At 61.4% G+C, this 26,032-nt stretch carries 26 protein-coding genes; 14 read left to right on the forward strand and 12 right to left on the reverse strand.

Annotation, left to right across the window (positions count from 1 at the left end; all coding sequences use genetic code 11):
* Positions 1-32: 32 nt before the first annotated feature.
* The 3 genes from uvrC to ABEH28_RS15470 form a co-directional block, all read right to left on the reverse strand.
* Positions 33-1,856, reverse strand: a complete 1,824-nt coding sequence (gene uvrC / locus ABEH28_RS15460; RefSeq protein WP_346630440.1) for an excinuclease ABC subunit UvrC — start codon at positions 1,854-1,856, stop codon at positions 33-35.
* A complete protein-coding gene (uvrY, locus tag ABEH28_RS15465) occupies positions 1,857-2,501 on the reverse strand; it encodes a UvrY/SirA/GacA family response regulator transcription factor (protein ID WP_065990451.1) in 645 nt (214 codons plus the stop codon).
* A gap of 191 nt (positions 2,502-2,692) precedes the next feature.
* Positions 2,693-3,043 (reverse strand): helix-turn-helix transcriptional regulator, encoded by a 351-nt coding sequence (locus ABEH28_RS15470; protein WP_346630441.1) that lies wholly within the window; start codon positions 3,041-3,043, stop codon positions 2,693-2,695.
* An 81-nt stretch (positions 3,044-3,124) separates the two neighbouring features.
* Between ABEH28_RS15470 and ABEH28_RS15475 the strand changes: the two genes are divergently transcribed.
* From ABEH28_RS15475 to ABEH28_RS15530, 12 genes are all read left to right on the forward strand, one after another.
* Positions 3,125-3,355, forward strand: a complete 231-nt coding sequence (locus ABEH28_RS15475; RefSeq protein WP_346630442.1) for a DNA-binding protein — start codon at positions 3,125-3,127, stop codon at positions 3,353-3,355.
* A gap of 126 nt (positions 3,356-3,481) precedes the next feature.
* Positions 3,482-3,622, forward strand: coding sequence for a hypothetical protein (locus ABEH28_RS15480; protein ID WP_346630443.1), 141 nt, complete (start codon positions 3,482-3,484; stop codon positions 3,620-3,622).
* A gap of 319 nt (positions 3,623-3,941) precedes the next feature.
* Entirely contained in the window at positions 3,942-5,027 is a 1,086-nt protein-coding gene (locus tag ABEH28_RS15485) for a 3-deoxy-7-phosphoheptulonate synthase (protein ID WP_346630444.1), read from the forward strand.
* 301 nt (positions 5,028-5,328) lie between these two features.
* On the forward strand, positions 5,329-6,210 hold the full coding sequence (locus ABEH28_RS15490) for a triacylglycerol lipase (RefSeq protein ID WP_346630445.1): 882 nt from the start codon (positions 5,329-5,331) through the stop codon (positions 6,208-6,210).
* A gap of 107 nt (positions 6,211-6,317) precedes the next feature.
* A complete protein-coding gene (locus ABEH28_RS15495; protein ID WP_027898593.1) occupies positions 6,318-6,599 on the forward strand; it encodes a peptidylprolyl isomerase in 282 nt (93 codons plus the stop codon).
* A 212-nt stretch (positions 6,600-6,811) separates the two neighbouring features.
* Positions 6,812-8,680, forward strand: coding sequence for an extracellular solute-binding protein (locus ABEH28_RS15500; protein ID WP_346630446.1), 1,869 nt, complete (start codon positions 6,812-6,814; stop codon positions 8,678-8,680).
* The gene (locus ABEH28_RS15505; protein WP_346630447.1) at positions 8,680-9,744 is read left to right on the forward strand and encodes a microcin C ABC transporter permease YejB; all 1,065 of its coding nucleotides are present in this window, start codon (positions 8,680-8,682) and stop codon (positions 9,742-9,744) included. Before ABEH28_RS15500 ends, ABEH28_RS15505 begins: the two co-directional genes overlap by 1 nt.
* Positions 9,744-10,766 (forward strand): ABC transporter permease, encoded by a 1,023-nt coding sequence (locus ABEH28_RS15510; RefSeq protein ID WP_192173966.1) that lies wholly within the window; start codon positions 9,744-9,746, stop codon positions 10,764-10,766. Before ABEH28_RS15505 ends, ABEH28_RS15510 begins: the two co-directional genes overlap by 1 nt.
* 1 nt (position 10,767) lies before the next feature.
* Complete coding sequence (locus ABEH28_RS15515) at positions 10,768-12,351, forward strand: ABC transporter ATP-binding protein (RefSeq protein WP_346630448.1); 1,584 nt, start codon at positions 10,768-10,770, stop codon at positions 12,349-12,351.
* Positions 12,352-12,414: 63 nt separating this feature from the next.
* Positions 12,415-13,830 (forward strand): sigma 54-interacting transcriptional regulator, encoded by a 1,416-nt coding sequence (locus ABEH28_RS15520; protein WP_346630449.1) that lies wholly within the window; start codon positions 12,415-12,417, stop codon positions 13,828-13,830.
* Positions 13,831-14,087: 257 nt separating this feature from the next.
* On the forward strand, positions 14,088-15,479 hold the full coding sequence (locus ABEH28_RS15525) for a GntP family permease (RefSeq protein ID WP_192173969.1): 1,392 nt from the start codon (positions 14,088-14,090) through the stop codon (positions 15,477-15,479).
* 10 nt (positions 15,480-15,489) lie between these two features.
* Entirely contained in the window at positions 15,490-16,260 is a 771-nt protein-coding gene (locus ABEH28_RS15530) for a 3-hydroxybutyrate dehydrogenase (RefSeq protein WP_282372223.1), read from the forward strand.
* A 257-nt stretch (positions 16,261-16,517) separates the two neighbouring features.
* Here the strand turns inward: ABEH28_RS15530 and ABEH28_RS15535 are convergent, their stop codons facing one another.
* On the reverse strand, positions 16,518-17,684 hold the full coding sequence (locus ABEH28_RS15535) for a PilT/PilU family type 4a pilus ATPase (RefSeq protein ID WP_346630450.1): 1,167 nt from the start codon (positions 17,682-17,684) through the stop codon (positions 16,518-16,520).
* A gap of 232 nt (positions 17,685-17,916) precedes the next feature.
* Between ABEH28_RS15535 and ABEH28_RS15540 the strand changes: the two genes are divergently transcribed.
* Positions 17,917-18,192: a peptidylprolyl isomerase gene (locus ABEH28_RS15540; protein WP_037009819.1), complete on the forward strand. Its 276-nt coding sequence runs from the start codon at positions 17,917-17,919 to the stop codon at positions 18,190-18,192.
* Between the two features lie 309 nt (positions 18,193-18,501).
* On the opposite strand, the gene ABEH28_RS15545 is transcribed toward ABEH28_RS15540, so the two are convergent.
* From ABEH28_RS15545 to ABEH28_RS15580, 8 genes are all read right to left on the reverse strand, one after another.
* Complete coding sequence (locus ABEH28_RS15545) at positions 18,502-19,443, reverse strand: sugar kinase (protein ID WP_346630451.1); 942 nt, start codon at positions 19,441-19,443, stop codon at positions 18,502-18,504.
* A 12-nt stretch (positions 19,444-19,455) separates the two neighbouring features.
* Complete coding sequence (locus ABEH28_RS15550; RefSeq protein WP_346630452.1) at positions 19,456-20,661, reverse strand: amino acid deaminase; 1,206 nt, start codon at positions 20,659-20,661, stop codon at positions 19,456-19,458.
* A 45-nt stretch (positions 20,662-20,706) separates the two neighbouring features.
* Complete coding sequence (locus ABEH28_RS15555) at positions 20,707-21,468, reverse strand: IclR family transcriptional regulator (RefSeq protein ID WP_346630453.1); 762 nt, start codon at positions 21,466-21,468, stop codon at positions 20,707-20,709.
* Between the two features lie 152 nt (positions 21,469-21,620).
* Positions 21,621-22,007: a RidA family protein gene (locus ABEH28_RS15560; RefSeq protein WP_074883073.1), complete on the reverse strand. Its 387-nt coding sequence runs from the start codon at positions 22,005-22,007 to the stop codon at positions 21,621-21,623.
* A 24-nt stretch (positions 22,008-22,031) separates the two neighbouring features.
* Complete coding sequence (locus ABEH28_RS15565) at positions 22,032-22,823, reverse strand: amino acid ABC transporter ATP-binding protein (protein ID WP_192173975.1); 792 nt, start codon at positions 22,821-22,823, stop codon at positions 22,032-22,034.
* Positions 22,820-23,482, reverse strand: a complete 663-nt coding sequence (locus ABEH28_RS15570) for an amino acid ABC transporter permease (protein ID WP_282372235.1) — start codon at positions 23,480-23,482, stop codon at positions 22,820-22,822. The genes ABEH28_RS15565 and ABEH28_RS15570 overlap by 4 nt, the downstream gene beginning before the upstream one ends.
* A 12-nt stretch (positions 23,483-23,494) precedes the next feature.
* Positions 23,495-24,157, reverse strand: coding sequence for an amino acid ABC transporter permease (locus ABEH28_RS15575; RefSeq protein WP_282372237.1), 663 nt, complete (start codon positions 24,155-24,157; stop codon positions 23,495-23,497).
* Positions 24,158-24,232: 75 nt separating this feature from the next.
* Positions 24,233-25,081 carry a transporter substrate-binding domain-containing protein gene (locus ABEH28_RS15580; protein WP_346630454.1) on the reverse strand — a complete coding sequence of 283 codons (849 nt, stop codon included), beginning with the start codon at positions 25,079-25,081 and terminating at the stop codon, positions 24,233-24,235.
* Positions 25,082-25,663: 582 nt separating this feature from the next.
* Here ABEH28_RS15580 and ABEH28_RS15585 point away from each other — a divergent pair.
* Positions 25,664-26,032 carry an NUDIX hydrolase gene (locus ABEH28_RS15585; RefSeq protein WP_192173979.1) on the forward strand — a complete coding sequence of 123 codons (369 nt, stop codon included), beginning with the start codon at positions 25,664-25,666 and terminating at the stop codon, positions 26,030-26,032.

Raw genomic sequence — 26,032 nt, forward strand, 5'->3', positions numbered from 1 at the left:
CGGCACAACTGGCTACGAGGTGAGCGAGCATTCTACTCGCTGTGCAGGTTTGCATAAATCGACTCTGCGAGCTTTTTGCTGATTCCCGGCGCCTTGGCGATTTCTTCGATGCTGGCCCGGGACAATTCCTGAAGACCGCCGAAATGCTTGAGCAGATCGCGACGGCGGGTCGGGCCCACGCCTGCCACCCCTTCCAAGGTTGAAGTACGACGGGTTTTACCGCGTCGCGCACGGTGCCCGGTGATGGCAAACCGGTGGGCTTCGTCGCGGATCTGCTGGATCAAATGCAGCGCGGGGGAATCGCCCTTGAGGGTGAACTCATGGGCCGCATCGTTCAAGTACAGCGTCTCGAAACCGGCCTTGCGTGTAGCGCCCTTGGCGACGCCCAGCAAAATCAGGTCGGGGATCGCCAACTCGTTCATCACGTCGCGGGCCATGCTCAACTGGCCCTTGCCGCCGTCCACCAGCAGGATGTCCGGCAGTTTTCCCTCGCCGTCCTTGATTTTGCTGAAGCGACGGGTAAGGGCCTGGTGCATGGCGGCGTAGTCGTCCCCCGCCGTGATGCCTTCAATGTTGTAACGGCGGTAATCCGATTTGATCGGCCCCTCGGGACCGAACACCACGCACGACGCCACCGTCGCTTCACCGCTGGAATGGCTGATGTCATAGCATTCCAGACGCTGCGGCGGCTCCTCGAGTTTGAGCACTTGGGCCAACGCTTCAAATCGCGCAGTGACGTGCTGCCGGTTGGCAAGCCGCGCCATCAGTGCCTGCTCGGCATTGGTCACGGCGAGTTGCTGCCAGCGCGCACGGGTGCCACGCACCCGATGGCTGATGATGATTTCGCGCCCGCGCGAGGCATCGATGGCGTCAATCAGCGCCGGAAAATCCTCGCTGACCACGTTGACGATGACTTCGCCGGGCAATTCGCGCTCGCCACCGCCCAGGAAATACTGGGCGAGGAAAGCGGACATAACCTCGCCCACCTCCTCCTCGATCCCGACCTGGGGGAAGAAATTCTTGCTGCCGAGCACCCGCCCGCCACGCACGCTGATCAGATGGACGCAGGCGCCGCCCGGATTGACGAACGCCGCCACGACATCGACATCGCCGGTACCGCCGTCCATGCTCTGCTGATCCTGGACGCGGCGCAGCAGGCCGATCTGGTCACGCAGCTCGGCCGCGTGCTCGAAATCGAGGTTCATTGCCGACTTTTCCATCAGCGCATTGAGTTCGTCGGTGAGGGCATTGCTGCGGCCCTCGAGGAACATCACCGAGTGACGCACGTCCTCGTTGTAGATCTGCGGCTCGACCAGGTTCACGCACGGCGCCTTGCAGCGCTTGATCTGGTACTGCAGGCAAGGCCGCGTGCGGTTCTTGTAGAAGCTGTCTTCGCACTGACGAACGTGGAAGGTCTTCTGCAGAATGCTCAGGCTTTCGCGAATGGCGCCGGCGCTGGGGTAAGGCCCGAAGTAGCGGCCCTTGGCCTTTTTAGCGCCACGATGGATGCTGAGCCGGGGAAATTCGCCGTCGGACAGGTGCACGTAGGGGTAGGATTTGTCGTCGCGCAGCAGGATGTTGTACGGCGGGCGCGACTCCTTGATCAGGGTTTGTTCCAGCAGCAGCGCCTCGGTTTCGTTGGCGGTGATGGTGGTTTCAACCTGAGCGATCCGCGCGACCAATGCGCCTGTTTTCGGGGCGTGGCCGGTCTTGCGGAAATAGCTGGCGAGGCGTTTCTTTAAATTCTTGGCCTTGCCGACGTACAGCAGCTTGCCGTCGATATCGAACATCCGATATACGCCGGGGCGGCCACTGCAGGTGGACAGAAAAGCACTGGGATCAAACGGCTGGGTCATTTATGCGCTGGCGTCGACCATGCCATGACGAACGGCCAGCAGGGCCAGCTCAACGTCACTGCTAATCGACAGCTTCTCGAATATGCGGTACCGGTAGGTATTCACGGTTTTGGGGGACAGACAAAGCTTGTCGGAAATCGTCTGCACTTTCTGGCAGCCGACAATCATAAGGGCAATCTGGATTTCCCGCTCGGACAAGAGATCGAACGGCGAATTGCTGGTCTGCGGCTGGAACGATTTAAGTGCCAGTTGCTGAGCGATCTGCGGGCTGATGTAGCGCTGCCCTGCGAACACCAGGCGGATGGCCTGAACCATTTCGGTCAGGCCGGCGCCCTTGGTCATGTATCCCGCCGCGCCCGCTTGCAACAGGCGTGTAGGGAACGGATCTTCTTCGCACACAGTCACCGCCACCACCTTCATGTCGGGGTGGCTGCGGATGAGCTTGCGCGTGGCTTCCAGTCCGCCGATGCCAGGCATCTTCACGTCCATCAGCACGACGTCGGGTTTCAGCTCACGGGCCTTCTGCAACGACTCTTCACCGGACTCGGCCTGCCCCACCACCTGCAAGCCTTCGATATCGGCCAACATGCGCGTGATACCTGTCCGAACCAGATCGTGGTCATCGACAACCAGCACCCTAATCAAGCAGACACCTCACCGAATGATTCATGGCGGCTACCCGCCACGTTAACAAAAGAAAGTACGCGACCCGCTCTGGAGCACTGCTCGTGCATATGTGCCAGATGATCTACAACGATGCCGACAAACTATCATCATCGACCGCAAAACTTGATAAAAATCTTCAAACATACGACCGCTGAATCCCTCGCAAAGTCCTAGGGCTTCTTGTCCGGGGCATAGCTGCTCTGGTATTCAGCGAGGGTAGTCGTCAGCCGGCAGATGGCATCCTGCTCTTCCTTGCCGAGGGTGCGGTAACTGCCCACCATCCACTCCTCGTTTTCACTCAGGCTGACGATGGGCACGGGGGTGCGCGACCCCGTCAGCACGTACAACACATCAACACCGCGAAGGGCGACCCGGGCCAGGTAATCGGCCTTGGGCGTGCGCTCGCCGTTTTCATACTTGCCCTGTGCATTGGCTTCCACGCCGCCGATTTCACCGAATGCGCGTTGTGAAAGCCCCAAGCGCTCACGCTCTTCCCTAATTCGGGCACTTATTCCACTCATTTGAATGTATAGCCTTGTTGACATCACCCTTTTGAGTGATAGAATCGAAATAATTTGAACGAACTTGAACGGTTTTGAACTATGCCCGGAATCCGTACTGCCGCACAAGCCAAGGCTTGGCTGGAACAGCAAGGCAAATCGGTTCAAGAGTTTGCCAGAGAGCACAACGTGGACCCGGCGACGACCTATCAAGTGCTGTCCGGGCGAAAGAAGGGACGGCGGGGCGAGTCGCACAAAGTCGCGGTGCTGCTGGGAATGAAGATCGGCGTGATACCGCTTGAAGGCGGCCCTGCGAAAGTGCGTGAGGACTGAATCGGCATTTTGCCGTTTTAACTGCGTCTTGGTAAGCAGCCGGCGTCAATCACCCCGATTGCAATTTCCAATTGAAGAATCCGACGGGTCTGAAGTAAGCTCGGCGGCATTCCACGGAGACAGACCATGTTGCCTTCCCTTTCCACCCAGTTGTTCGCCGCCGACGGTTCACGTCTGGCCGAGCGTGCGGCTGCCTGGAATGCGACAGCATCTATCGCTCCTGCATCTTATTTTTATGGGTATTGGTTTAGCCACTGGCGCGCCTGATACCCACACGGCGCCCTGAACTTCGGGACGCCCACCAGAGATAACTCTCACCCCCGGTCGGCTTCCCGACCGGGGGTTTTGTTTTTCTGGGCCACCCATTTTTGACCGATTGATTTGAGGAACTGCACATGAACCACACCCACTATTACCGCTACGACACCGACTTCGCCTGGCGATTTAGCAACCTCCGTTCGGGACAGCCTGCCGCCTCCGATCGGTCACTGACAGGTGGCAACGCCCTGCTCACAGCCAATCCGGCCAATTGTCGAACACCCCAGTAGGTCCGCGCGGGAACGCCCGCCGACCAGGAAGCCAGCACATGAATTCGCCCGTCGTCCGCAACACCCTCATCGATCTGCCGTCCAGCGCCGTCACCCTGAATGACAGCTGCCCTGCCCCGAAACGCCTGCCCACGCCGTTCGCGCTGAAACATCAGCTGCCGCTGGACGCTGCCATGACCGCACAGGTCGCCGCCCACCGTCAGTCGATTCGCGCCATTCTCAATGGTGAAGATTCGCGCCTGCTGGTCGTGGTCGGCCCGTGCTCGATCCACGATCCCCATGCCGCCCTTGAATACGCCGAGCGCCTGGCCCGTCTGGCTGCCGAAGTCAGCGACCAGATGCTGCTGGTGATGCGCGCCTACGTCGAGAAGCCCCGCACCACGGTGGGCTGGAAAGGCCTGGCGTACGATCCCTCGCTGGATGGCAGTGACGACATGGCCGAGGGCCTGGTCCTGTCACGGCAGTTGATGCGTGAAATGGTCCGCCTCGGCCTGCCTATCGCCACAGAGCTGCTGCAGCCGATGGCGGCGGGTTACTTCGATGACGTCCTGAGTTGGGTGGCGATTGGCGCAAGAACGACCGAATCGCAGATCCACCGGGAAATGGCCAGCGGCCTCGGCGTGCCCACGGGCTTCAAGAACGGCACCGACGGCGGCATTTCCGTGGCCTGCGACGCCATTCGCTCGGCGGCCCACGCGCACCGGCATTTCGGCATGGATTCCCAGGGCCACCCGGCGATTATCGAGACGTCGGGCAATCCCGACACTCACATCGTGCTGCGCGGCGGTCACGGCGGTCCCAACTATGACGCGGCCAGTGTCGCCGCGGTGAATGCCAGCCTGGCGAAGCACCGCATGGCCGCGCGCATCATGGTCGATTGCAGTCACGCCAACAGCGGCAAGGATCCGCTGCGTCAGCCGGCCGTATTCAACGATGTGCTGCAGCAACGACTGGCCGGCGACCGAACACTGATCGGCATGATGCTGGAAAGTCACTTGTTCGAAGGCTGCCAGCCCTTGAGTGCTTCACTCAAATACGGCGTGTCAGTGACGGACGCGTGCCTGGGCTGGGAGTCCACCGAGCGCCTGCTGCGCGATGGCGTGAACAGACTGCGCTACAGGTAACATTTGCAAACGGGAAGCCGGTGCCAGCCATGCGTCCGGCTTCCCTCCGCGGCGTCGTCGTTGTCAGCCACCGCCCGTCACAGCTAAGACGCCGATCGTGGGAAAGCGCCCCACCCACCCTGCGGATTTGGGCCGCAACGGCTGCGCCTTTTCCAGCCTCCCCGGCAACCAAGGCCTGTAGCGGTCAAAGGCTCGCCACAACCTGCATCAGCCGGCGCATTGCCATGCACCGCCGCGCCCTTCCCCTATCACTTCCGCTGGTTACGCTCGATCCCTCTCCGCCATACAAGGAATGATCGACATGTACAGGGAAGTCACCACCAAGTACCCCCTTTTGCTGGTCCACGGCCTGTTCGGTTTCGACCGGATCGGCAAGGTGGACATGTTCCATGCCATCCCCGAGGCGCTGGAGAAAGCCGGCTGCAGGGTTCATGTGCCGGCGCTGTCCGGCGTCCACGACAACGAAACCCGCGGCGAGCAGTTGATTGACCAGATCGAACGCTTCCTGCGCCGCACCGGCTACCTGAAAGTCAACCTGATCGGGCACAGCCAGGGCGCGCTGACCTCCCGCTATGCCGCCGCGCTGCGTCCCGACATCGTGGCGTCGGTCACCTCGGTGAGCGGGCCCAATCACGGCTCGGAAGTGGCCGATCGCGTACGTCGGGCGCTGACACCCGGGCAAATGCCTGAAGCGGTCGCATCACGGATGACCGCAGGTTTCGCGCATTTTCTTGCGCTGTTGAGCGGCAACGCGGACTTGCCCCAGGACCCGATTCAGGCGCTGGATGCGCTGACCACCGAGGGCGTAGCAGCGTTCAACAGCAAGTATTCCCAAGGGCTGCCATCGACGTGGGGCGGTGAAGGCGCCGAACGGGTCCACGGCGTTCACTATTACTCGTGGAGCGGCTGCATCGACGGCTCACTGTTGTCCGAAGGCCGCAATGCCATGGACCCGCTGCACCTGGCATTGCGCAGTTACGCGCTGCTGTTCGAGAAGGAAGCCGCGTCCAATGACGGCCTAGTTGGCCGCTTCAGCTCCCACCTGGGCAAGGTGATCCGCTCCGACTACCCGATGGACCACGTGGACTCCATCAATCAGAGCGCCGGTCTGGTCCGCAAGCAGGTCGATCCGGTAAAGCTGTACGTGGACCATGCCGGTCTGCTGTTCAGCAAAGGTCTTTGAGCGACGATGTCGTCTGTCACGGCAAGACAAAGGCGCCTGAACTTTCTCGGGAAACGCGGCCCTTAATCCGGTACGCTCGTTTCTTTTTTTTCACAGGAGTCATCCCAATGGCCAAAGCCACTGCCCGCCACATCCTCGTATCCAGCGAAGAGAAGTGCAACGAACTCAAGGCGCAGATCGAAGGCGGCGCTGATTTTGCCGAAGTCGCAAAATCCAACTCCAGCTGCCCGTCCAGCCGTCAAGGCGGCGACCTCGGCTCTTTCGGCCCCGGTCAAATGGTCAAGGAATTCGACACCGTGGTGTTCAGCGCACCGGTGAATGTCGTCCAGGGCCCGGTGAAAACCCAGTTCGGTTACCACCTGCTGGAAGTGACCAGCCGCCAGGACTGATCCTCCGCGCTGTTGCACGAACGGCCCGCCCTTGAAAGCGGGCCGTTTGTTTATCGGATCCCTGCTCCAACGCTGTATTGTCCGGTTACAAAGGCTTCGGCTTTGCGGTACCTTCCCACCGGGGTAACCAATAAAAAAACCGGATCGGCCAGCCGCGCCGTCATGACCTTCAACCCTGATATTGGTCACCAATGTCAGTCAGGATTCGTGCAATGCGTTTTGTTTTGTCATCGCTGATGGTTGCAACACTCGTCCTCGTTTCAGGTTTTCAGGTTCTGTCCGCCGCCCCTCAACACGCGTTGACCGTTTACGGCGAGGCGCCACGCTATCCGGCGAATTTCGAACACTTCGATTACGTGAATGCCGCCGCCCCGAAAGGCGGGAGCATGCGCCGCTCGGCGCAGGAAATCGGCCAGTTCGATCACATCATGCCGTACCTCGACAAAGGCACCGGCGTCTCCCAGGTCAATGGCTTGCTTTACTCGCCCCTGGCAGTCAAGTCGCTGGATGAGCCCTACACCGTGTATGGCCTGATCGCAGAGAAAATGGAGCGCGCTGCCGACGGCATGTCATTGCGTTTCTACCTGAGCCCCAAGGCGAAATTCTCCGACGGCTCGCCCATCACCGCCGAAGACGTGCGCTACACCTACAACCTGCTGATGACCCAGGGCAGCCTGTCGTACCGCACCGAGTTTCAAGACGTCAAAGGCGTGGAAGTCGAGTCGCCGACGCAAATTAGGTTTGATTTCAAAAGCAGCGAAAGCCGCACCCTGCCGCTGGATCTGGCCTCGCTGCCAGTGTTTCCCGAACATTGGTGGAAGGACCGCGACTTCGCCAACGGCGGCGGCTTCGAGATCCCGGTGGGCAGCGGCCCGTATCGCATCGGCAAGGTCGACCCGGGTCGCAGCGTCACCTTCGAGCGCAACCCCGACTGGTGGGGCAAGGACCTGCCGGTCAATCGCGGCCAGTACAACTTCGATCATTTCAGCGTCGAGTATTTCGGCGACACCGACGTCGCCCGTCAGGTGTTGCGCGGTGGTGGTTACGACTACAACCGCGAGTATTCCGCCACCGGGTATTCGATCGGTTATGACAGCCCGGCCTTGACCGAGGGCCGTCTGCAGCGGGCGCACCTGGCCAAGGGCGCGGTGCAGAGCTCCCAGGGTTTTATCTTCAATCTGGACCGTCCGAAGTTTCAGGACCGTCGCGTGCGCCAGGCGCTGGCGATGCTGTGGGATTTCGAGTGGACCAACAAACAGATGATGCGCAACGTCTATGTGCGCCAGAACAGTTACTTCTCCAACAGTGATCTGGCGGCGACAGCGCTGCCCACCGTGTCCGAGCTGAAGATTCTTGAGCCGCTGCGCGGTCAGGTGCCGCCGGAAGTCTTCACCACGGTGTTCCAGACCCCGAAAACCGATGGCAGCGGTTTCATCCGCGATAAACAGCTGCAGGCCCTGGCGTTGCTCGAAGAAGCAGGCTGGATGCCCCAGGGTGACAAGCTGGTCAACGCCCAGGGCGAACCGTTGAGTTTTACTTTTCTCAATGGCCAGAGCGGCTTCGAGAAAATCCTGCTGCCCTACAAGCGCAATCTAGCGCAGATCGGCATCGATTTCGAAATCCGCCGCATCGACTCGGCACAGTACCTGAACAGGGTCATGGCCCGGGATTACGACATGATCGTCACCGGCTACGGCGTCTCAACCTCCCCCGGCATGGAGCTGTACAACAACTTCGGCTCGAAAGTCGCCACCGATTCCGGCTCCAGCAACTACATGGTCCTGCGCGACCCGGCCGTCGACACACTGATCGAGGGCCTGGCCAAGGCCGACAGCAAGCCCGCGATGATCGATTACGCCCATGCCCTGGACCGGGTGCTGCAGTGGGGCTTCTACTGGATTCCCAACTATTACTCGCCCGGCTCGTCCACGGTGTGGTGGAACCGCTTCGGCATTCCCAAGGTGCAGGCCAGCAACAGTGAGGCCATCGACACCTGGTGGGAAGTCAGCCCCCAGGCACTGACCAACGAAGAGTTCGCCCGACAACGGGGCGCTTCGGCCATTCCCTCGGAGGTCAAGTAATGCTCGGCTACCTGATGAGGCGCCTGCTGCTGATCATTCCGACGCTGCTGTGCATTCTGTTGGTCAACTTCTTCATCGTGCAGGCCGCGCCCGGCGGCCCGGTCGAGCAAGCCATCGCCAAGCTGCAAGGGGTGGCCGGGGGCACGATTGGCGCCGGCCACACCGAAACCATGAACGCCGGCCAGTCCCGAGCCAGTCGCGGCCTCGATCCCAAGCTGATCAAGGAAATCGAGCATCAATACGGCTTCGACAAACCCTTGCACGAGCGCTTGTGGCTGATGCTGAAGAACTACGCGCAGCTGGATTTCGGCAACAGCTTCTTTCGCGGCGCCAAGGTGACGGACCTGATCCTGCAGAAAATGCCCGTCTCTATCTCACTGGGGCTGTGGGCAACATTGATTACCTACCTGGTGTCGATCCCCCTGGGCATCCGCAAGGCGGTCAAGCACGGAAGCCACTTCGACATCTGGAGCAGCACGGCAATCATCATCGGTTACGCGATGCCGGCCTTTCTGTTCGCCATGCTGCTGGTGGTGCTGTTTGCCGGCGGCACGTCGCTGAGCTGGTTCCCGGTGCGCGGCCTGGTGTCCGAAAACTTCGATCAATTGAGCACCGTCGGCAAGATCGCCGACTACTTCTGGCACCTGGTATTGCCGGTGACGTCGCTGGTGATTGGCGGCTTCGCGACGCTGACCATTCTGACCAAGAACTCCTTCCTCAACGAAGTCACCCGCCAGTACGTCGTGACCGCCCGGGCCAAAGGCCTGAGCGAGCGGCGAGTGCTTTATGGCCACGTGTTCCGCAACGCCATGTTGCTGATCGTGGCCGGCATTCCCCAGGCGTTCATCAGTGTGTTCTTTGCCGGTTCGTTGATGATCGAGGTGATCTTTTCCCTCGATGGCCTCGGCCGCATGAGCTACGAAGCCGCGGTGTCCCGGGACTACCCGGTGGTGTTCGGTTCGCTGTTCATCTTCACGCTGTTCGGGTTGCTGATAAAGCTGGTCGGGGACATCTGCTACACCCTGGTCGACCCCCGAATCGACTTCAGCGCGAGGAATGCGTGATGCGCAGACTGTCTCCGGTGGCTCGCCGTCGCTTCGAGCGTTTTCGCAATAACCGCCGCGGCTGGTGGTCGCTGTGGCTGTTCTGCGGGCTGTTCGTGCTCAGCCTGTGCGGCGAACTCATCGCCAACGATAAACCCCTGGTGCTGAGTTATCAGCACGAACTGTATTTCCCCGCCTTCAAGCGCCACACCGAGCAGGAATTCGGCGGCCAGTTGCCGTTTCAGCCGGATTACCGCAGCGATTACGTGCGCCAGCTGATCAGCAAGGGTGACGGCTGGATGCTGTTTCCGCCGATCCCGTTCAGCGATGACACCCCCAACTATGACCTGAACAAGCCCGCGCCGAGCCCGCCCTCCTCGATCAACTGGCTGGGCACCGACGATCAGGCCAGGGACGTGCTGGCCCGGGTGATTTTCGGCGCGCGGGTGTCGATTCTGTTTGCCCTGGCGCTGACCTTCATCAGTGCGCTGATTGGCATCGCTGCCGGCGCATTGCAGGGCTATTACGGCGGCTGGGTGGATTTGCTCGGCCAGCGCCTGCTGGAAGTCTGGTCCGGCCTGCCGGTGCTGTACCTGCTGATCATTCTGTCGGGCTTCGTCGAGCCGAATTTCTGGTGGCTGCTGGGGATCATGGCGCTCTTTTCATGGCTGGCGCTGGTGGACGTGGTGCGCGCCGAGTTCCTGCGCGGGCGCAATCTGGAATACGTCAAAGCGGCGCGCGCGCTGGGATTGAGTGATCGCAAGGTGATCCTGCGGCACATTCTCCCGAACGCGATGAACGCGACCCTGAGCTATCTGCCGTTCATCCTCACCGGGGCGATTTCCACGCTGACCGCGCTGGACTTCCTCGGCTTCGGCATGCCCGCCGGCAGCGCGTCCCTGGGCGAGCTGATCGCCCAGGGCAAACAGAACCTGCAGGCGCCATGGCTGGGCTTCACGGCATTTTTCACACTGGCGCTGATACTGTCGCTGCTGGTGTTTATTGGCGAGGCCCTGCGGGATGCCTTCGACCCGAGGTCCTGAGATGTCCGAAAACCTGATCGAAATCCGCGACCTCTCGGTGTCGTTCAACGGCCACACGGTGGTCAAGCACCTCAGCCTGGACATCCCCGCCGGCGAGTGCCTGGCACTGGTCGGAGAGTCGGGCTCGGGCAAATCGGTGACGGCCCACTCGATCCTGCAACTGCTGCCCCAGGCCGGCACGCTGAGCACCGGCAGCATTCGTTATCGCGGCAAAGAGCTGCTCGGCGCCGATGGCAACGTCATGCGCGAGCTGCGGGGCAATCAGATCGCGATGATCTTTCAGGAGCCGATGACCTCGCTGAACCCCTTGCACACCGTGTCCCGCCAGATCGGCGAGACCTTGTTGCTGCATAAGGGGATGGCCGGCAAGGCGGCCCAGGCGCGGATCATCGAGCTGCTGGAGCTGGTCGGCATTCAGCACCCGAAGAAGCGCCTGAAGGCCTACCCCCATGAGTTGTCCGGCGGTCAACGCCAGCGAGTGATGATCGCCATGGCCCTGGCCTGCGAGCCGGAACTGCTGATTGCCGATGAGCCCACTACTGCGCTGGACGTGACGGTACAGCGCAAGATCCTGCTGCTGCTCAAACAGCTGCAGCAACGGCTGAACATGTCGCTGTTGCTGATCAGCCACGACCTGAATCTGGTGCACAGCATCGCCCAGCGGGTGTGCGTCATGCGCGCCGGGGAAATCGTCGAGGAGTCCAATTGCCAGCTGTTGTTCAAGAACCCGCAACACCCTTACAGCCGCTTGCTGCTGGACGCGGAACCGGCGGGCGAGCCGTTGCCCCGGGACACCCGCGAGAAGGTGCTGGAGGTCGACAACCTGCGCGTCTGGTTCTCCCTCGGCGGCGGGATTTTCAACCGGCACCACGAGTACCTGAAAGCCGTCGATGACATCAGTTTGAGCATCGAGCGCGGCAAAACCCTGGGCATCGTCGGGGAATCCGGCTCGGGCAAGTCGACACTTGGTCAGGCCATCCTGCGCTTGCTGGAATCCCGTGGCAGTATCCGCTTCAAGGGTCACGCGCTGGACAGCCTGAATCAGAAGCAGATGCGGCCATGGCGCAAGCAGATGCAGGTGGTGTTTCAGGACCCTTACGGCAGCCTCAGCCCGCGCATGTCGGTGGCACAGATCATCAGCGAGGGCCTGGAAGTTCACAGCGACCTGGACAAGGCCAGCTGTGAGGCCGAAGTGATTCGCGCGCTGGAGGAAGTCGGCATCGACCCGTCGAGCCGGCACCGCTACCCCCACGAGTTTTCCGGTGGGCAGCGGCAACGTATCGCCATTGCCCGCGCCCTTGTGCTTAAACCTGCCTTGATATTGCTCGACGAACCGACCTCTGCGCTGGATCGCACCGTGCAGAAGCAGGTCGTCGCGTTGTTGCGTCAGTTGCAGGAACGGCATGGCCTGACTTACCTGTTCATCAGTCACGACCTGGCGGTGGTCAAGGCGCTGGCCCATGACCTGATCGTGGTCAAGGACGGCAAGGTGGTCGAGCGCGGCGCGAGCCACGACGTGTTCGATGCGCCACAGCATCCCTACACCCGGGAACTGCTGGCGGCAGCGCACCCCGGTTTCAACTGAAGCCATTTTGAATCTGTAGTCTGTGCGGCCAGATGCCGAGGAACAGGAAGGACGGAACCGCACATGAAAGACAGTGAGAGCCTGAAGGATTACCGACGCGTTCGGCGACTGGCGATCCGTTCGCTTTTCGAGATAATTGAGCAGTCCAGCGAAGGCACGGTCATCGTCGACCGCGACGCTCGCATCGTCTGGATCAACGAGCGTTACGCACGCCGCTTTGGCCTCGAAGACCCCAGCCGCGCGGTGGGTCAGCCGTGTGAGCAAGTGATTCCGGGCAGTCTGCTGCGTCAGGTGGCGAGCAACGGTCAGCCGATTCTGCTGGACATGATGGACACGGCGAAGGATCCGCTGGTGGTCATGCGCCTGCCGATTCATGACGACGGCGGCGCGGTGATCGGCGCCATCGGTTTTGCGCTGTTCGATGAGCTGCACGCGCTGTCGCCGCTGCTCAAGCGCTATTCAAGCATGCAGCAGGAGCTGGCCTCGACCCGCTCCCTCCTGCGCGCCCGTCAGGCCAAATACAGTTTTGCCCACTTCATCGGCACCAGTGCCGCCAGCCTGGAGGTCAAACGCCGCGCCCGGCGCAGCGCCAGCACCGATTCGCCGGTGTTGCTCCTTGGTGAAACCGGAACCGGCAAGGAGCTGCTGGCCCACGCCGTGCACAATAGCTCGCCACGGGCGCACAAACCCTTCATCAGCATCAACAGCGCGGCCATCCCCGAAGCGTTGCTTGAGGCGGAGTTCTTTGGCACCGCCCCCGGCGCATTCACCGGCGCCGACCGCAAGGGGCGCCAGGGCAAATTGCACCTGGCCGAGGGCGGCACGCTGTTTCTTGATGAGATCGGCGACATGCCCCTGCCGCTGCAGAGCAAGCTGCTGCGCGTGCTGCAGGAAAAAGAGTACGAGCCGGTGGGTTCCAACGAAATGATCAAAAGCGATGTGCGCCTGATCGCGGCGACCTCTACGGATCTCGAAGCGGCGATCAAGCGTGGGGAGTTTCGTGCTGACCTGTATTACCGATTGAGCGTGCTGCCCATCCGGGTGCCGCCGTTGCGCGAGCGTCTGGATGATATTCCGGCGTTGACCGAAGCGATTCTCGAGGACCTGCGCAGCCAGCACGAACTGGCGCCGGCAGCCATGGCCGCCCTCGCACAGCATGCCTGGCCGGGCAACATTCGCGAGCTGCGCAACGTGCTCGAACGTGCGGCATTGCTCAGCGACGATCTGCAGCTCAATCCCGGCGACATTCGCGCGGCCATCGGCACGCTGGTTCCCGTGACCAGTCCGCCGGCAACGGCCTCGTTGGCGTCCAATGATCAGACGTACAGCGAGGCGCGGCAGCATTTCGACCGGGAGCTGATTCAGGCGAAGCTGGCGCAGTGTGCGGGGAACGTGATCCTCGCGGCCCGGCAGCTGGGACTGGGGCGTTCGACGCTGTACAAGAAAATGGCAGCGCTGGGGATCGCCGAGTCTCAATAGAGAGACTGACTGTCCATGATGCTGGACTGGTCGATAGAAGCCTTGATCCAGAGCTGTCGCCACCCAGGGCAACGGGTTGGTCAGATGCCGAATTCCACAATCGTGGTCTCATTTTCTGGACGAATCTGACCCGCCGCCCTGACGCCACCGAGCAAATCCCTTAGGAATCAGCCAGTTAGCGCACTGGCATGAAAGTAGCTATACGTCCTGTTGCGCGGCCTCGCCACACCCAAAACAAAAACAACAGGAGACACTCGATGAGTGTGATCATCGCTTTAGCGGCCCTTACGCTGCTGATGCTGGCTGCCTACCGGGGTTACAGCGTCATCCTCTTTGCCCCCATCGCGGCCCTCGGTGCCGTACTGCTCACCGACCCCTCTGCCGTGGCGCCCGCCTTCACCGGCGTGTTCATGGACAAGATGGTCGGCTTCGTCAAACTCTACTTCCCGGTGTTTTTGCTTGGTGCCGTGTTCGGCAAGCTGATCGAGCTCTCGGGTTTTTCGCGCTCCATCGTGGCGGCTGCCATACGGCTGCTCGGCACCCGCCAGGCGATGCTGGTGATCGTGCTGGTCTGCGCGCTGCTGACCTATGGCGGTGTTTCGCTGTTTGTGGTGGTGTTTGCGGTCTACCCGTTCGCCGCCGAGATGTTTCGCCAGAGCAACATTCCCAAACGGCTGATTCCGGCGACCATCGCCCTCGGTGCGTTTTCGTTCACCATGGACGCCCTGCCCGGCACCCCGCAGATCCAGAACATCATCCCCTCGACCTTCTTCAACACCACGGCGTGGGCGGCGCCGTGGCTGGGCCTGATCGGCACGGCGTTCGTGTTCAGCGTCGGCATGCTGTTTCTGCAGCGCCAGCGCAACAAGGCCCAGCGTGCCGGCGAAGGCTACGGCACTGAGTTGCGCAACGAGCCGGACACCCCGGACGACATCGCCCTGCCCAACCCGTGGATCGCACTGGCGCCGCTGTTGCTGGTGGGGATCATGAACCTGCTGTTCACCCAGTGGATTCCCCAGTGGTACGGCAAGACTCACACCCTCGCGCTCCCGGGTATGGCGACGCCGGTGCAGACCGACATCGCCAAGATCACCGCGATCTGGGCCGTGGAAGCGGCGTTGCTGGTGGGGATTGTCTTTGTGCTGCTGTTCGCCTTCAAGACGGTGAAATCGAAGCTGGCCGAGGGCAGCAAGGGCGCAGTCAGCGGCGCGCTGCTGGCGGCGATGAATACGGCCTCGGAATACGGTTTTGGCGCTGTGATTGCGTCGTTGCCCGGATTCCTGGTGCTGGCTGACGGGCTCAAAAGCATTCCCAATCCACTGGTCAACGAAGCGATTACCGTGACCTTGCTGGCGGGGATCACCGGTTCGGCGTCCGGGGGCATGAGTATTGCGCTGGCGGCGATGTCCGATAGCTTTATCGCGGCGGCCCACGCGGCGAACATTCCGCTGGAGGTGTTACACCGCGTCGCGGCCATGGCCAGCGGCGGCATGGACACGCTCCCGCACAACGGCGCGGTCATCACCCTGCTGGCGGTCACCGGCCTGACCCACCGTGAGGCTTATAAGGACATCTTCGGCATCACCCTCATCAAGACACTGGCGGTGTTCGTGGTGATCGGCGTTTTCTATGCAACCGGCATCGTATGAGGAATCGAACATGAGTCTGCAAGGCAAAACCGCACTGGTCACCGGCTCCACCAGCGGCATCGGCCTGGGCATCGCGCTGACGCTGGCCAAGGCTGGCGCAAATCTGGTGCTCAACGGTTTCGGCGATGCATCGGCGGTGATCGAGCAGGTCAAGCAGTACGGCGGGAAAGTCGGCCACCACCCGGCGGACGTCAGCGATGTCGCGCAGATCGCCGACATGATTGCCTACGCCGAGCGTGAGTTTGGCGGCGTCGACATCCTGGTTAACAACGCAGGGATTCAGCACGTCGACGCGGTGGAGGATTTCCCGGTGGAGAGCTGGGACAAGATCATTGCCATCAACCTGTCGTCGGTGTTTCACAGCACGCGGCTGTGCCTACCGGGCATGCGTGCCAAGGGCTGGGGGCGAATCGTGAACATTGCGTCGGTGCATGGCCTGGTGGGTTCGACGGGCAAGGCGGCGTACGTGGCAGCCAAGCACGGCGTCATCGGGTTGACCAAGGTGGTCGGGCTGGAAACCGCGGCAAGCAATGTCACCTGCAACGCCATCTGCCCCGGGTGGGTGCTGACGCCACTGGTGCAGAAGCAGATCGATGATCGCGCTGCGCAGACCGGTGACCTGGAACAGGCCAAGCATGACCTGCTGGCGGAGAAGCAGCCGTCGCTGGAATTCGTGACCCCTTCGCAGCTGGGGGAATTGACGTTGTTTCTGTGCAGCGAAGCGGGCGCGCAGGTGCGTGGCGCGGCGTGGAATATCGATGGCGGGTGGCTGGCGCGCTGAGCCTGGTAGGACTGGCTTTAGCCCGGAAAGCGTCGGTCGCTGCACCTCTAAAGGTGTGTTGCTCAAACCGGCCCATTCCCGGCTGAAGCCGGACCTACAAGGGTACGCGGACATCAGTGGGACTGGCTTTAGCCGGGAAAGCGTCGGTCGCTACACCTCGAAATGTGTGGTGCTCAAACCGGCCTCTTCCCGGCTGAAGCCGGTCCCACAAGGGTACGCGTCGGTGATGACACCGCAGAATCATCGACGAGGAAACCTCAACTCCCCGGCTCGTCCCGCTCATCCACCAGCCCCCAATCCTTCACATTCACCTGCGCAGCGGGCTGGGGCGCACGGGGCGCGGTGGCGATGGTGGATGGCCCATCCTCACTGTGCAATTTCAACCGCAGGCGCACGTTGTTGGCGGAATCCGCATTCTTCAGAGCCTCGTCTTCCGTGATCGCACCCTCCACCGCCAGGTCATACAGCGCGTTGTCGAAGGTTTGCATGCCGAGGTTGGTGGATTTCTCCATGATGCCCTTGAGCTCGGTCAGCTCGTTGCGGTGGATCAGGTCGCGAATCGTCGGCGTGCCCAGCATCACCTCCACCGCGGCACGGCGTTTGCCGTCGGTGGTCTTGACCAGTCGCTGGGAGACGAATGCCTTGAGGTTATTGCCCAGGTCATGCAGCAGCTGAGGGCGGCGCTCTTCGGGGAAGAAATTAATGATGCGGTCCAGCGCCTGGTTGGCGTTGTTGGCGTGCAACGTCGAGATCGCCAGGTGGCCGGTGTCGGCAAATGCCAGCGCGTGCTCCATGGTCTCGCGGTCGCGGATTTCGCCGATCAGAATCACGTCCGGCGCCTGACGCAGGGTGTTCTTCAGCGCCGCATGAAAGCTACGCGTGTCGACGCCCACTTCGCGCTGGTTGATGATCGAGCGCTTGTGTTTGTGAATGAACTCCACCGGGTCTTCGATGGTGATGATGTGGCCGCTGGCGTGGCGGTTGCGGTGATCGATCAGTGCCGCCAGGGAGGTCGATTTACCCGAACCGGTGGCGCCGACAAAGAGCACCAGGCCGTGCTTCTCCATGATCACATCGAGCAGGATCGGCGGCAGGTGCAGGTCTTCGAATTTGGGGATGTCGAGCTTGATGTTGCGCGCCACGATCGACACTTCATTGCGCTGCTTGAAGATGTTGATCCGGAAACGCCCGACGCCGGACAGGGAAAACGCCAGGTTCATTTCCAGATCCCGTTCGAAATCCACGCGCTGCTCGGCGTCCATGATGCCGTTGGCGATCAGGCCGACGTCGCCGGGTTTGAACGCTTCCGTGCCCAGCGGCTTGAGCACGCCGTTGAACTTGGCGCAAGGGGGCGCGCCGGTGGACAGGTAAAGGTCCGATCCATCCTGGGTGGCAAGCACCTTCAACAACGCCGGAAAATCCATAAGGCAACACCGCACAAGAGGTTTGAGGAGACTGCAGGCCTACAGTGTGTCGACCTTCGGCCGGTTTCAACGTTCGGGCTGTTTAACTGCCGGTCAGAGCTGTTTGAACAGCCGGGTCAGGCCTGTCTCAGCGCCGAGCCACACGTTCGTCCGGTCAAGGTGTGGGAAATTACCCGAAATCGCGCAGCAAAGGCATAATGCGCGGCTTTTTTATCGAGACGTCCGGACCATCATGAAAGCCCAAGCCCGTCACATTCTGGTCAAGACCGCTGAAGAAGCCGAGCAACTGAAGCAGCGCATCGCCAAGGGCGAGGCGTTCGACGTGCTGGCGAAGAAGTATTCGACCTGCCCGAGCGGAAAGCGCGGCGGCGATCTGGGTGAGGTGCGGCCGGGCCAGATGGTCGGCGCGATTGATCAGGTGATTTTCAAAAAGCCGCTGCGGACCGTGCATGGTCCGGTCAAGAGCAAATTCGGGTATCACCTGGTGCAGGTGTTTTATCGGGATTGAGGGTACAGCCCAAACCCTTGCAGCGATCTCACGGGCCCTTTCCCGGCTAAAGCCGGTCCTACAAGGGTCCGCATTCCCTCAGCCAATCCCACTGAATGCACGCGATTCTTTAGTGGGACCGGCTTTAGCCGGGAAGAGGCCCGCATGCACACCCTCGATTTCGCGGCGTAACGCCCGACGCCTTCCCGGCTGAAGCCGGTCCCACAAGGGTCCGCATTCCTTCAGACAATCCCACTGAACGCGCGCGATTCTTTAGTGGGACCGGCTTTAGCCGGGAAGAGGCCGGTGGCCACACCATCTATTTCCGATTCAGACGGGCATCACGCTGCGCGGGATCAAAGCGCCCGGGTGCTGAATCACCAGGCTCGCCAACTGATGCCCGGCGTTGGCCGCATCTTTTGGACCGCCGCCGCGCAAACGCCGAGCCAGATAGGCAGCGCTGAACGAATCCCCCGCCGCCGTGGTGTCGATGACCTTCTGCACGGTGTGCGCCGGCACTTCATAACGCCGGTCATCGACACTGACGAGACAGCTCTGGGCCCCGCGTTTCACCACCACCTCACTGACACCCATGGCCCGATAGGTTTGCAGAATCTCCTCGCCGTCGCTGTAGTCGAACAGCGCCTGCTCATCCTCCTCGGTCAGCAGCGCCAGATCGACTTCGTGCATGACTGCGCGATAGGCCTGCCGCGCCTGTTCGACGCTGCGCCACAAGCGCGGGCGGTAATTGTTGTCGAACACCACCCTCGCCCCTCGGTCTCGGGCATCGCCAAGGGTCGAGAGCAGCCGCGCCCTGCCCGTTTCACCCAGCACCGCCAGGGTGATGCCGCTGAAATACAGCACGTCGTAATCCGGCAGCGCGGCCAGCACCGGCTCGGCCGCTGGCGTGGTGAAGCATTCGCGCACCGCCGCCTCGTTGCGCCAGTAAAGAAAGCGCCGCTCGCCACTGGCGTCGGTCTGAATGCAATACAGCCCCGGCAGCCTCCCCGGCAGACGCTGCACCCGACTCAGACCAATCCCCTCATCCTTCCAGACCTGGCACATGGCGTCGCTGAAACTGTCGTCGCCCAGCGCCGTGACGTAATCCACCTGCGCCGCCGAACCCAGCAGGCGCGACAGGTACACCGCGGTGTTCAGCGTGTCTCCGCCGAAGCTCTGCTTGAGCGTGCCGTTGGCGTGCTGTTGCAACTCGATCATGCATTCGCCGATCAGCGCGACGCGCGGATAGCTGTGACTGACCATTTCACTCATCGCAGACTCCTGTCAGAAGCAGGTATCGAAGGATTCGATGACGCACAGATCATCACCCACCAGGCAACCCGTGCGCCATTTGTCGAAAGTCAGGCACGGGTGAGAGGTGCCGAACGAAATGATATCGCCCACTTTCAATTCGCAACCGGGCGCGACGGTCATGAACGCGTGCTGGTCCATTACCGCTGTGACCTTGCAAGCACTCACGTCCTCGCCAATCGCCGGCACCGCCCCCGGCGCGTAGCGTTTGATCGGGGTGGGCATGCCGGCGTCGAACGCCACGTCGCGTTTGCCCATGGCGATCACCGCAAAACCCGGCTCCGGCATCGATTGCACATGGGCCCAGACCTCCATCGCTGGCTGCAAACCCTCGCTCAGGTCGTGACGTCGATCGAGCACGCAGCATTGCGCGTCTTTGTAGATGCCGTGGTCGTGGACCACGTAACTGCCGGGGCGCAACACGCTCAGGAAACGCTCGCGCACCTGCTGTTTGTCGAATTCTTCGGCGATCAGGTCGTACCAGGCCGAGCCCGAGGCTGTGACGATCGGGCGATCCAGCGCAAACGCGCCCTTGTCCTGCAGCGTCACGGCCAGCCGCACCAGCGACGTGGCGAACGCGCGAATGCCGCTCACCGCCTGATCACCATGAATCACGCCTTCGTAGCCTTCGATGCCGGTCAGCTTCAGCGCCGGTTGTGCCGCAATGGCGTCGGCCAGGGCCATGACCTCGGCTTCGCTGCGGCAGCCGCAGCGTCCACCGACCACGCCGTACTCGATCATCACATTCAAGTTCAGGCCCCTGGCGGCGAAGAACTCGCCCAGCGCCTTGACGTTGTCCGGGTGATCGACCATGCAGTGAAAGTCGAACATGGAGTCAGTGAGCATCTCGGCGATGATCGCCATGTTCGGCGCGCCGACCAGCTGGTTGGCCATCAGCACGCGACGCACGCCATGGGCGTAGGCCGCGCGGGTCTGCACCGCCGTGGCGAGGGTCATGCCCCACGCGCCGTGCTGCAACTGCCGCAGAAACAGCGCCGGGACCATGCTGGTCTTGCCGTGGGGCGCGAGCTCGGCGCCGCTGTCACTCACGAACTTCTGCATCCAGCGCAGGTTGTGCTCCAGCGCCGTGTCGTGGATCACCAGCGCGGGCAGGCTGACGTCGCGTACCAGGTGATCGCCGGGTTGCGTGGCGCCTTTTTCAATCGCGGCAATGCTCATCTCTGTTCTCCTGAATTTTTTGTTCGAGTGTACGTAATGCCAACGTTATTCGATGACGCGCCGGGCCAGACCGTTGGCGCTGTCGATCAACACGCGCCGGTAATGATCGTAGTGGGCAGTGGCGTCGGCGCGCGGGGCGACAATGCACAGGGTCGCGATGCAGATGCCCTGTTTGTCCCGCACCGGCGCGGCGAAGCAATGGGTGAAGGTGTCGGCGATGCTGTCGAAGGAAAAGAAGCCGTCGTCGTGGGCCTTGCGGATCTCGGCGAGAAACGTCTCGATCGGCAGGCGCTTGCCGTCCGGCAGGATGAAGTCCTCGTCGTCGATCAGGTCGATGATCGCCTGATCGGTGAGGTGCCCGAGCAGCAAGCGTCCCGAAGCCGTCCACGGAATCGGCGCGTCCTCGCCGATATCGGACGATATGCGGAAATGCCGCGCGCCTTCTTTCATCAGCGCGACGGTGTATTTGCGGCCGTTGAGCAGGCACATCTGTGCGGTTTCCCGGGTCTGCTCGACGATTTCACCCAGGCTCACTTCAGCCTCGCGGGTGAAGTCGAAATGGCGCAGATGCGCCTGCCCGAGGAAATACAGCTGCCGACCCAGGTACACGTGGCCGTCCTTGCCGACGGTCTCGAGGACGCGCCGCTCCAGCAGCGAACTGACCAGCTCATACACCGTCGATTTCGGGCTGCCGATACCACTGGCGATCTCGTTGGGCCGCATCGGCGTGCCGGTTTCCTTGAGAAAATCGAGAATATCGAACGCTCGGTCTAAACCACGGGCCCGGCGTTTGATGTCTTCGGTCATAAGAGCAGCTCCAGGCTAAACGGCGCGGATGCAAAAACGCCTTCAGCCTTTAAAAATGGGGGTAGGCAATTGAGCTGCAAGCTTCAAGCGGCACGTGTTGCATCAGCGCTCTACCGACTTGCAGCTTGCAGCTTAAAGCTTGCCGCTGCTCCTTACTTTTTCTTGTAGGCAATGCAATCGATCTCGACCTTGCAGTCGACCATCATGTTGGCCTGCACGCAGGCGCGGGCCGGTGCGTGTTCCGGGGAGAAATACTCGCCGAAGACCTTGTTGAAACTCCAGAAATCACGGGGGTCTTCCAGCCACACGCCGACGCGCACCACGTCTTCCAGGCCGTAACCGGCCTCAGTCAGGATGGCCACCAGGTTCTGCATGGTTTTATGGGTCTGCTCGACGATCCCGCCGTTGATGATCTCACCGTTTTCGGCCGGCACCTGCCCCGACACATGCAGCCAGCCATCGGCTTCGACGGCGCGGGCGAATGGACGTGGCTGGCCGCCACCTGCGGTACTGCCAGCACCGTAACGAGTAATGCTCATGAAAATCTCCTTTGATTGAGCGTCTTAAAAACGAATGTTCTTGAGAAATTCAGCCAGACGCGCTGACTTGGGTTGTTCGAATAATGCCTTGGGCGGGCCCTGCTCTTCGATGCGGCCCTGGTTCATGAACACGATCTGATCGGACACCTCGTAAGCGAAGCGCATCTCGTGGGTCACCAGCAGCATGGTCATGCCCTCTTCCGCCAGGCCCTTGATCACGCTGAGCACCTCGCCCACCAGCTCCGGGTCCAATGCCGACGTAACCTCGTCGAACAGCATCAGGCTCGGGTTCATGGCAATGGCGCGGGCAATCGCCACGCGCTGCTGCTGGCCGCCGGACAACTGGCCGGGAAAGTGATTGCGCCGCTCCAGCAGGCCGACGCGTTCCAGCCACTTTTCGGCCAGCGCTACGGCCTGGTCCTTGGGCAGCTTTTTTACTTTGAGCAGGCCGAGGGTAACGTTCTGCAGCGCGGTCAAGTGCGGGAACAGGTTGAACTGCTGAAACGCCATGCCGGTCATCGCCCGGTGCTGCGCGATGAGTTTTTCCGGATGACGCACGCGCTTGCCACTGACGTCGCTGTAGCCGATGTCCTGACCTTCGAGACGAATGTGCCCGCCCTGAAATTCTTCCAGCAGATTGACGCAACGCAACAGCGTGGTTTTGCCCGAGCCGCTGGAGCCGATCAGCGTCACCACGTTGCCTTTGTTCATCTTCAGGTCGACGCCCTTGAGCACTTCAACCGGGCCATAGGATTTGTGCAGCCCTTCGATGCTCAACAGAGCCGGGGCGGCAGGTGCGGTTTGAGTCTGTGTCATGGCAAGGCCACCCGTTTTTCGATTTGCCGCCCAAGAAGCTCGATGGCGTAGTTGATGACGAAGAAGAGAAAGCCGGCGAACAGGTAAAACTCGAGCGTCATGAAGTTGCGCGCGATGACCTGCTGGGTGCTGAGCAGCAGCTCGGCCACGCCGATCACCGAGAGCAGGGTCGAGGCCTTGACGATCTCCGTCGATGAATTGACCCAGGTCGGCAATATCTGCCGCAGCGCTTGAGGCAACAGCACATAACTGAGGGACTGACCGAACGTCAGGCCGATGGCCTTGCCGGCTTCCAGTTGCCCGCGCGGGATGGCCTGCAAGGCACCGCGCACGATCTCGGCGACATGGGAGCCGCAAAACAGCGTCAGCCCCAGCGCACCGGCCTGGAACGCGCCGATCTGCCAGCCCAGCGCTGGCGCCATGTAAAAGCAGGCCAGCACCAGGACAAACACGGGCGTGCCGCGAATCAGATCGACGTAGGCGCGAAACGGCAGGCGCGCCCACCATTTCCCGTAGGTCAGGATCAGCCCGGCGAACACGCCGATCACCGTCCCGAACACGATCGCCAGTCCCGCGCACTGCACGCTGGTGAGAAACCCTGCCCACAACGCCTCCCGGGCAATCCACAATTCATGCAACCAACTGGGTTGTTCGTACATGTTCCGGGCCTCCTAGCGGCGAATCGCCAGACGCTGCTCGAGGTAACGCAGCAGCATGGCTATGAGGTAACAGGCCGCGACGTACAGCGCCGTGGTCACCAGCCAGGTTTCAATCACCCGGTAGCTCTCGACGTTGATCTTGCGCGCGTAATAGGTCAGTTCCGGCACCGCGATGGCGGCGGCCAGGGACGTGTCCTTGAACAGCGAAATGAAGTTGTTCGACAACGCCGGCAGCACGTTGCGCAGCATCACCGGGACGACGATGTAAGCGCGCACCTGCCATTCGCCGAGGCCGATCGCCAGCCCCGCTTCACGCTGGCCCTTGTGAATGCTCAGCAGCCCTGCGCGGAACACTTCGGTCAGGTACGCCCCGGCATACAGCGACAGGGTGATGATGAACGACGGGATCTTGTCCAGACGAATACCGAGCCCGGGCAAGGCGAAGTAGATCAACAGGATCAGCACCAGAATCGGCGTGTTGCGCACCACGGTGACGTAAACCGACGCCACGATGCGCAGGGCCCGATAGCGCGACAGCATCGCAAACGCGGCCATCATGCCGATCACGCACCCGATGGCGATGGAGATCAGGGCCAGTTCCAGGCCGAGCCCCAGCCCCGCCAGCAGACTGGGGAAATCCCGCCAGACCGCTGCAAAATTCAGCTGATAATTCATGGTCAGCAGTACCTGGGGCGGGACGGCACCACGGCCGTCCTCGCCCGCTTCAGTGGGCGACGCAAGCGGCGCGGGTTATTTGTATTCCATCGGGAAACCGATCGCAGGGGTCGGCAGGTCCACGCCGAACCACTTCTTGAACGACTCGGCATACATCGGGAACTCGACCCCGGTCATGGCTTCATGCAGGGCGGTGTTGACGAAGTTCAGCCAGTCCTGATCACCACGCTTCACGGCGCAGGCGTAGGTCTGCGGGCTCCAGGCGAACGCGGGCGAGCGATAGCGACCGGGGTTCTGCACCATCAGGTATTTCACCGACGACTGATCGGTGGCCGCCGCATCGGCACGACCGGAGTTGATGGCCTGGTACATCAGATCGACGCTGTCGTACTGATCAACCTTCGCCTTGGGCAGCGCCTGATGCACCAGCTCTTCGGCATAGACGTTTTGCAGCACGGCAACGGTGACGCCATCGCCGGCGCCTTTCAGGTCATCGATTTCCTTGTACTTGCTGTTGGTCGGCAGCAGCAGTGCGACGCCTTCGCGGTAGTAAGGCAGGGTGAAGGCCACCTGCTGGGCGCGGCTGGCGGTGACGGTGATGAACTGGCAGCTCATGTCGACTTTGTCGGTCAGCAGGTTCGGGATACGCGCGTCGGAAGACTGCACGACGAACTCGACTTTGCTCGGGTCATTGAACAGGCCCTTGGCGACGATCCGCGCGATGTCGATATCAAAACCCTGCAACTTGCCGTCTGCACCCTGGAAGTGCCAAGGGGCATTGGTGCTCCCCGTACCCACGATCAGATGGCCACGCTGCAGAACGCTGTCGAGCTTGCTGTCAGCGGCATACGCCGTCGTCGCAAACGTCGCTGTTGTTATCAGGGCCAGTGCAAAAGCTTTCAAAGAAAGGGATCCGCGCCACATGAGAGAAACTCCGCCGGTTGAATTTATTCCGCTATAGCGGAACACTGTTTGCCACAACGGAATAGACAGCAGAAAGTGTGCCACAGACCTGGGCGCTATAAGAAGGCGCAAGAATCACCGGTATTTTCAATCACATGGGTGCAGAGGCAGGTGCGTCCAGGTCGAAACCTGGCGCGGGCCGAGAGAATTCAGCGCTACGGATCACCCCACGCAGTGAGCATTGGGCCCCATCGGTGTGCGCCCCGCGCCAGAAACGCGCATCACCTCTTACCGTCGCCGACCGTTCATCGCGCCAAGGGCACGATCGCCTTGGTGTGACCCCTAAGCATCGCGCCACTTCAGTAGTGGCGCTTTGGGCTGTGCTGGGTCCAGCCCAGGCCGCTACAACACGCCGCCGGGCGGGTTGACGAAAAACTCCCCCACTCCAGCTATGGTTTTGCTGTGACCGGCCGATTTATGTGGAGGTCAAGGGAACATTGGCACCGTTACTGCTTCAAACGTCTTTATGAAGCTTTTATGACAACCGCGTGAACATGCACGGACGGCAGGCGCTTTTACGGGTTGTACGGTGGAGGAACGCCAATGAAAGAACGAGCCACAGTCATTTGCCGCAGGGACAATCAGATCCTCTACGTGCGCAAATCCAAAGCTCGCTGGAACCTGCCGGGCGGCAAGGTCGAAGCCGATGAATCGCCCGCGCAGGCGGCTGCCCGAGAACTACGTGAAGAGACCGGACTGATCCTGGAAGACCTGGCGTACATCACCCGGTTTGAAGGCGGCACTGTGTTGCATCACGTGTTCGAAGTGTCGGTGACGATGATCGCCACCCCTGCCCCCCACAATGAAATTGCCGACTGCAAGTGGTTTACCACTGAAGAGCTGGGCAGCCAGAAAGTCAGGCCTTCTGCGAAGTCCATCGTGAAAGCTTTTCTGACCAACGCTATTTATTAA

Source organism: Pseudomonas sp. Ps21-P2 (assembly GCF_039672565.1).
Taxonomy (GTDB): Bacteria; Pseudomonadota; Gammaproteobacteria; order Pseudomonadales; family Pseudomonadaceae; genus Aquipseudomonas.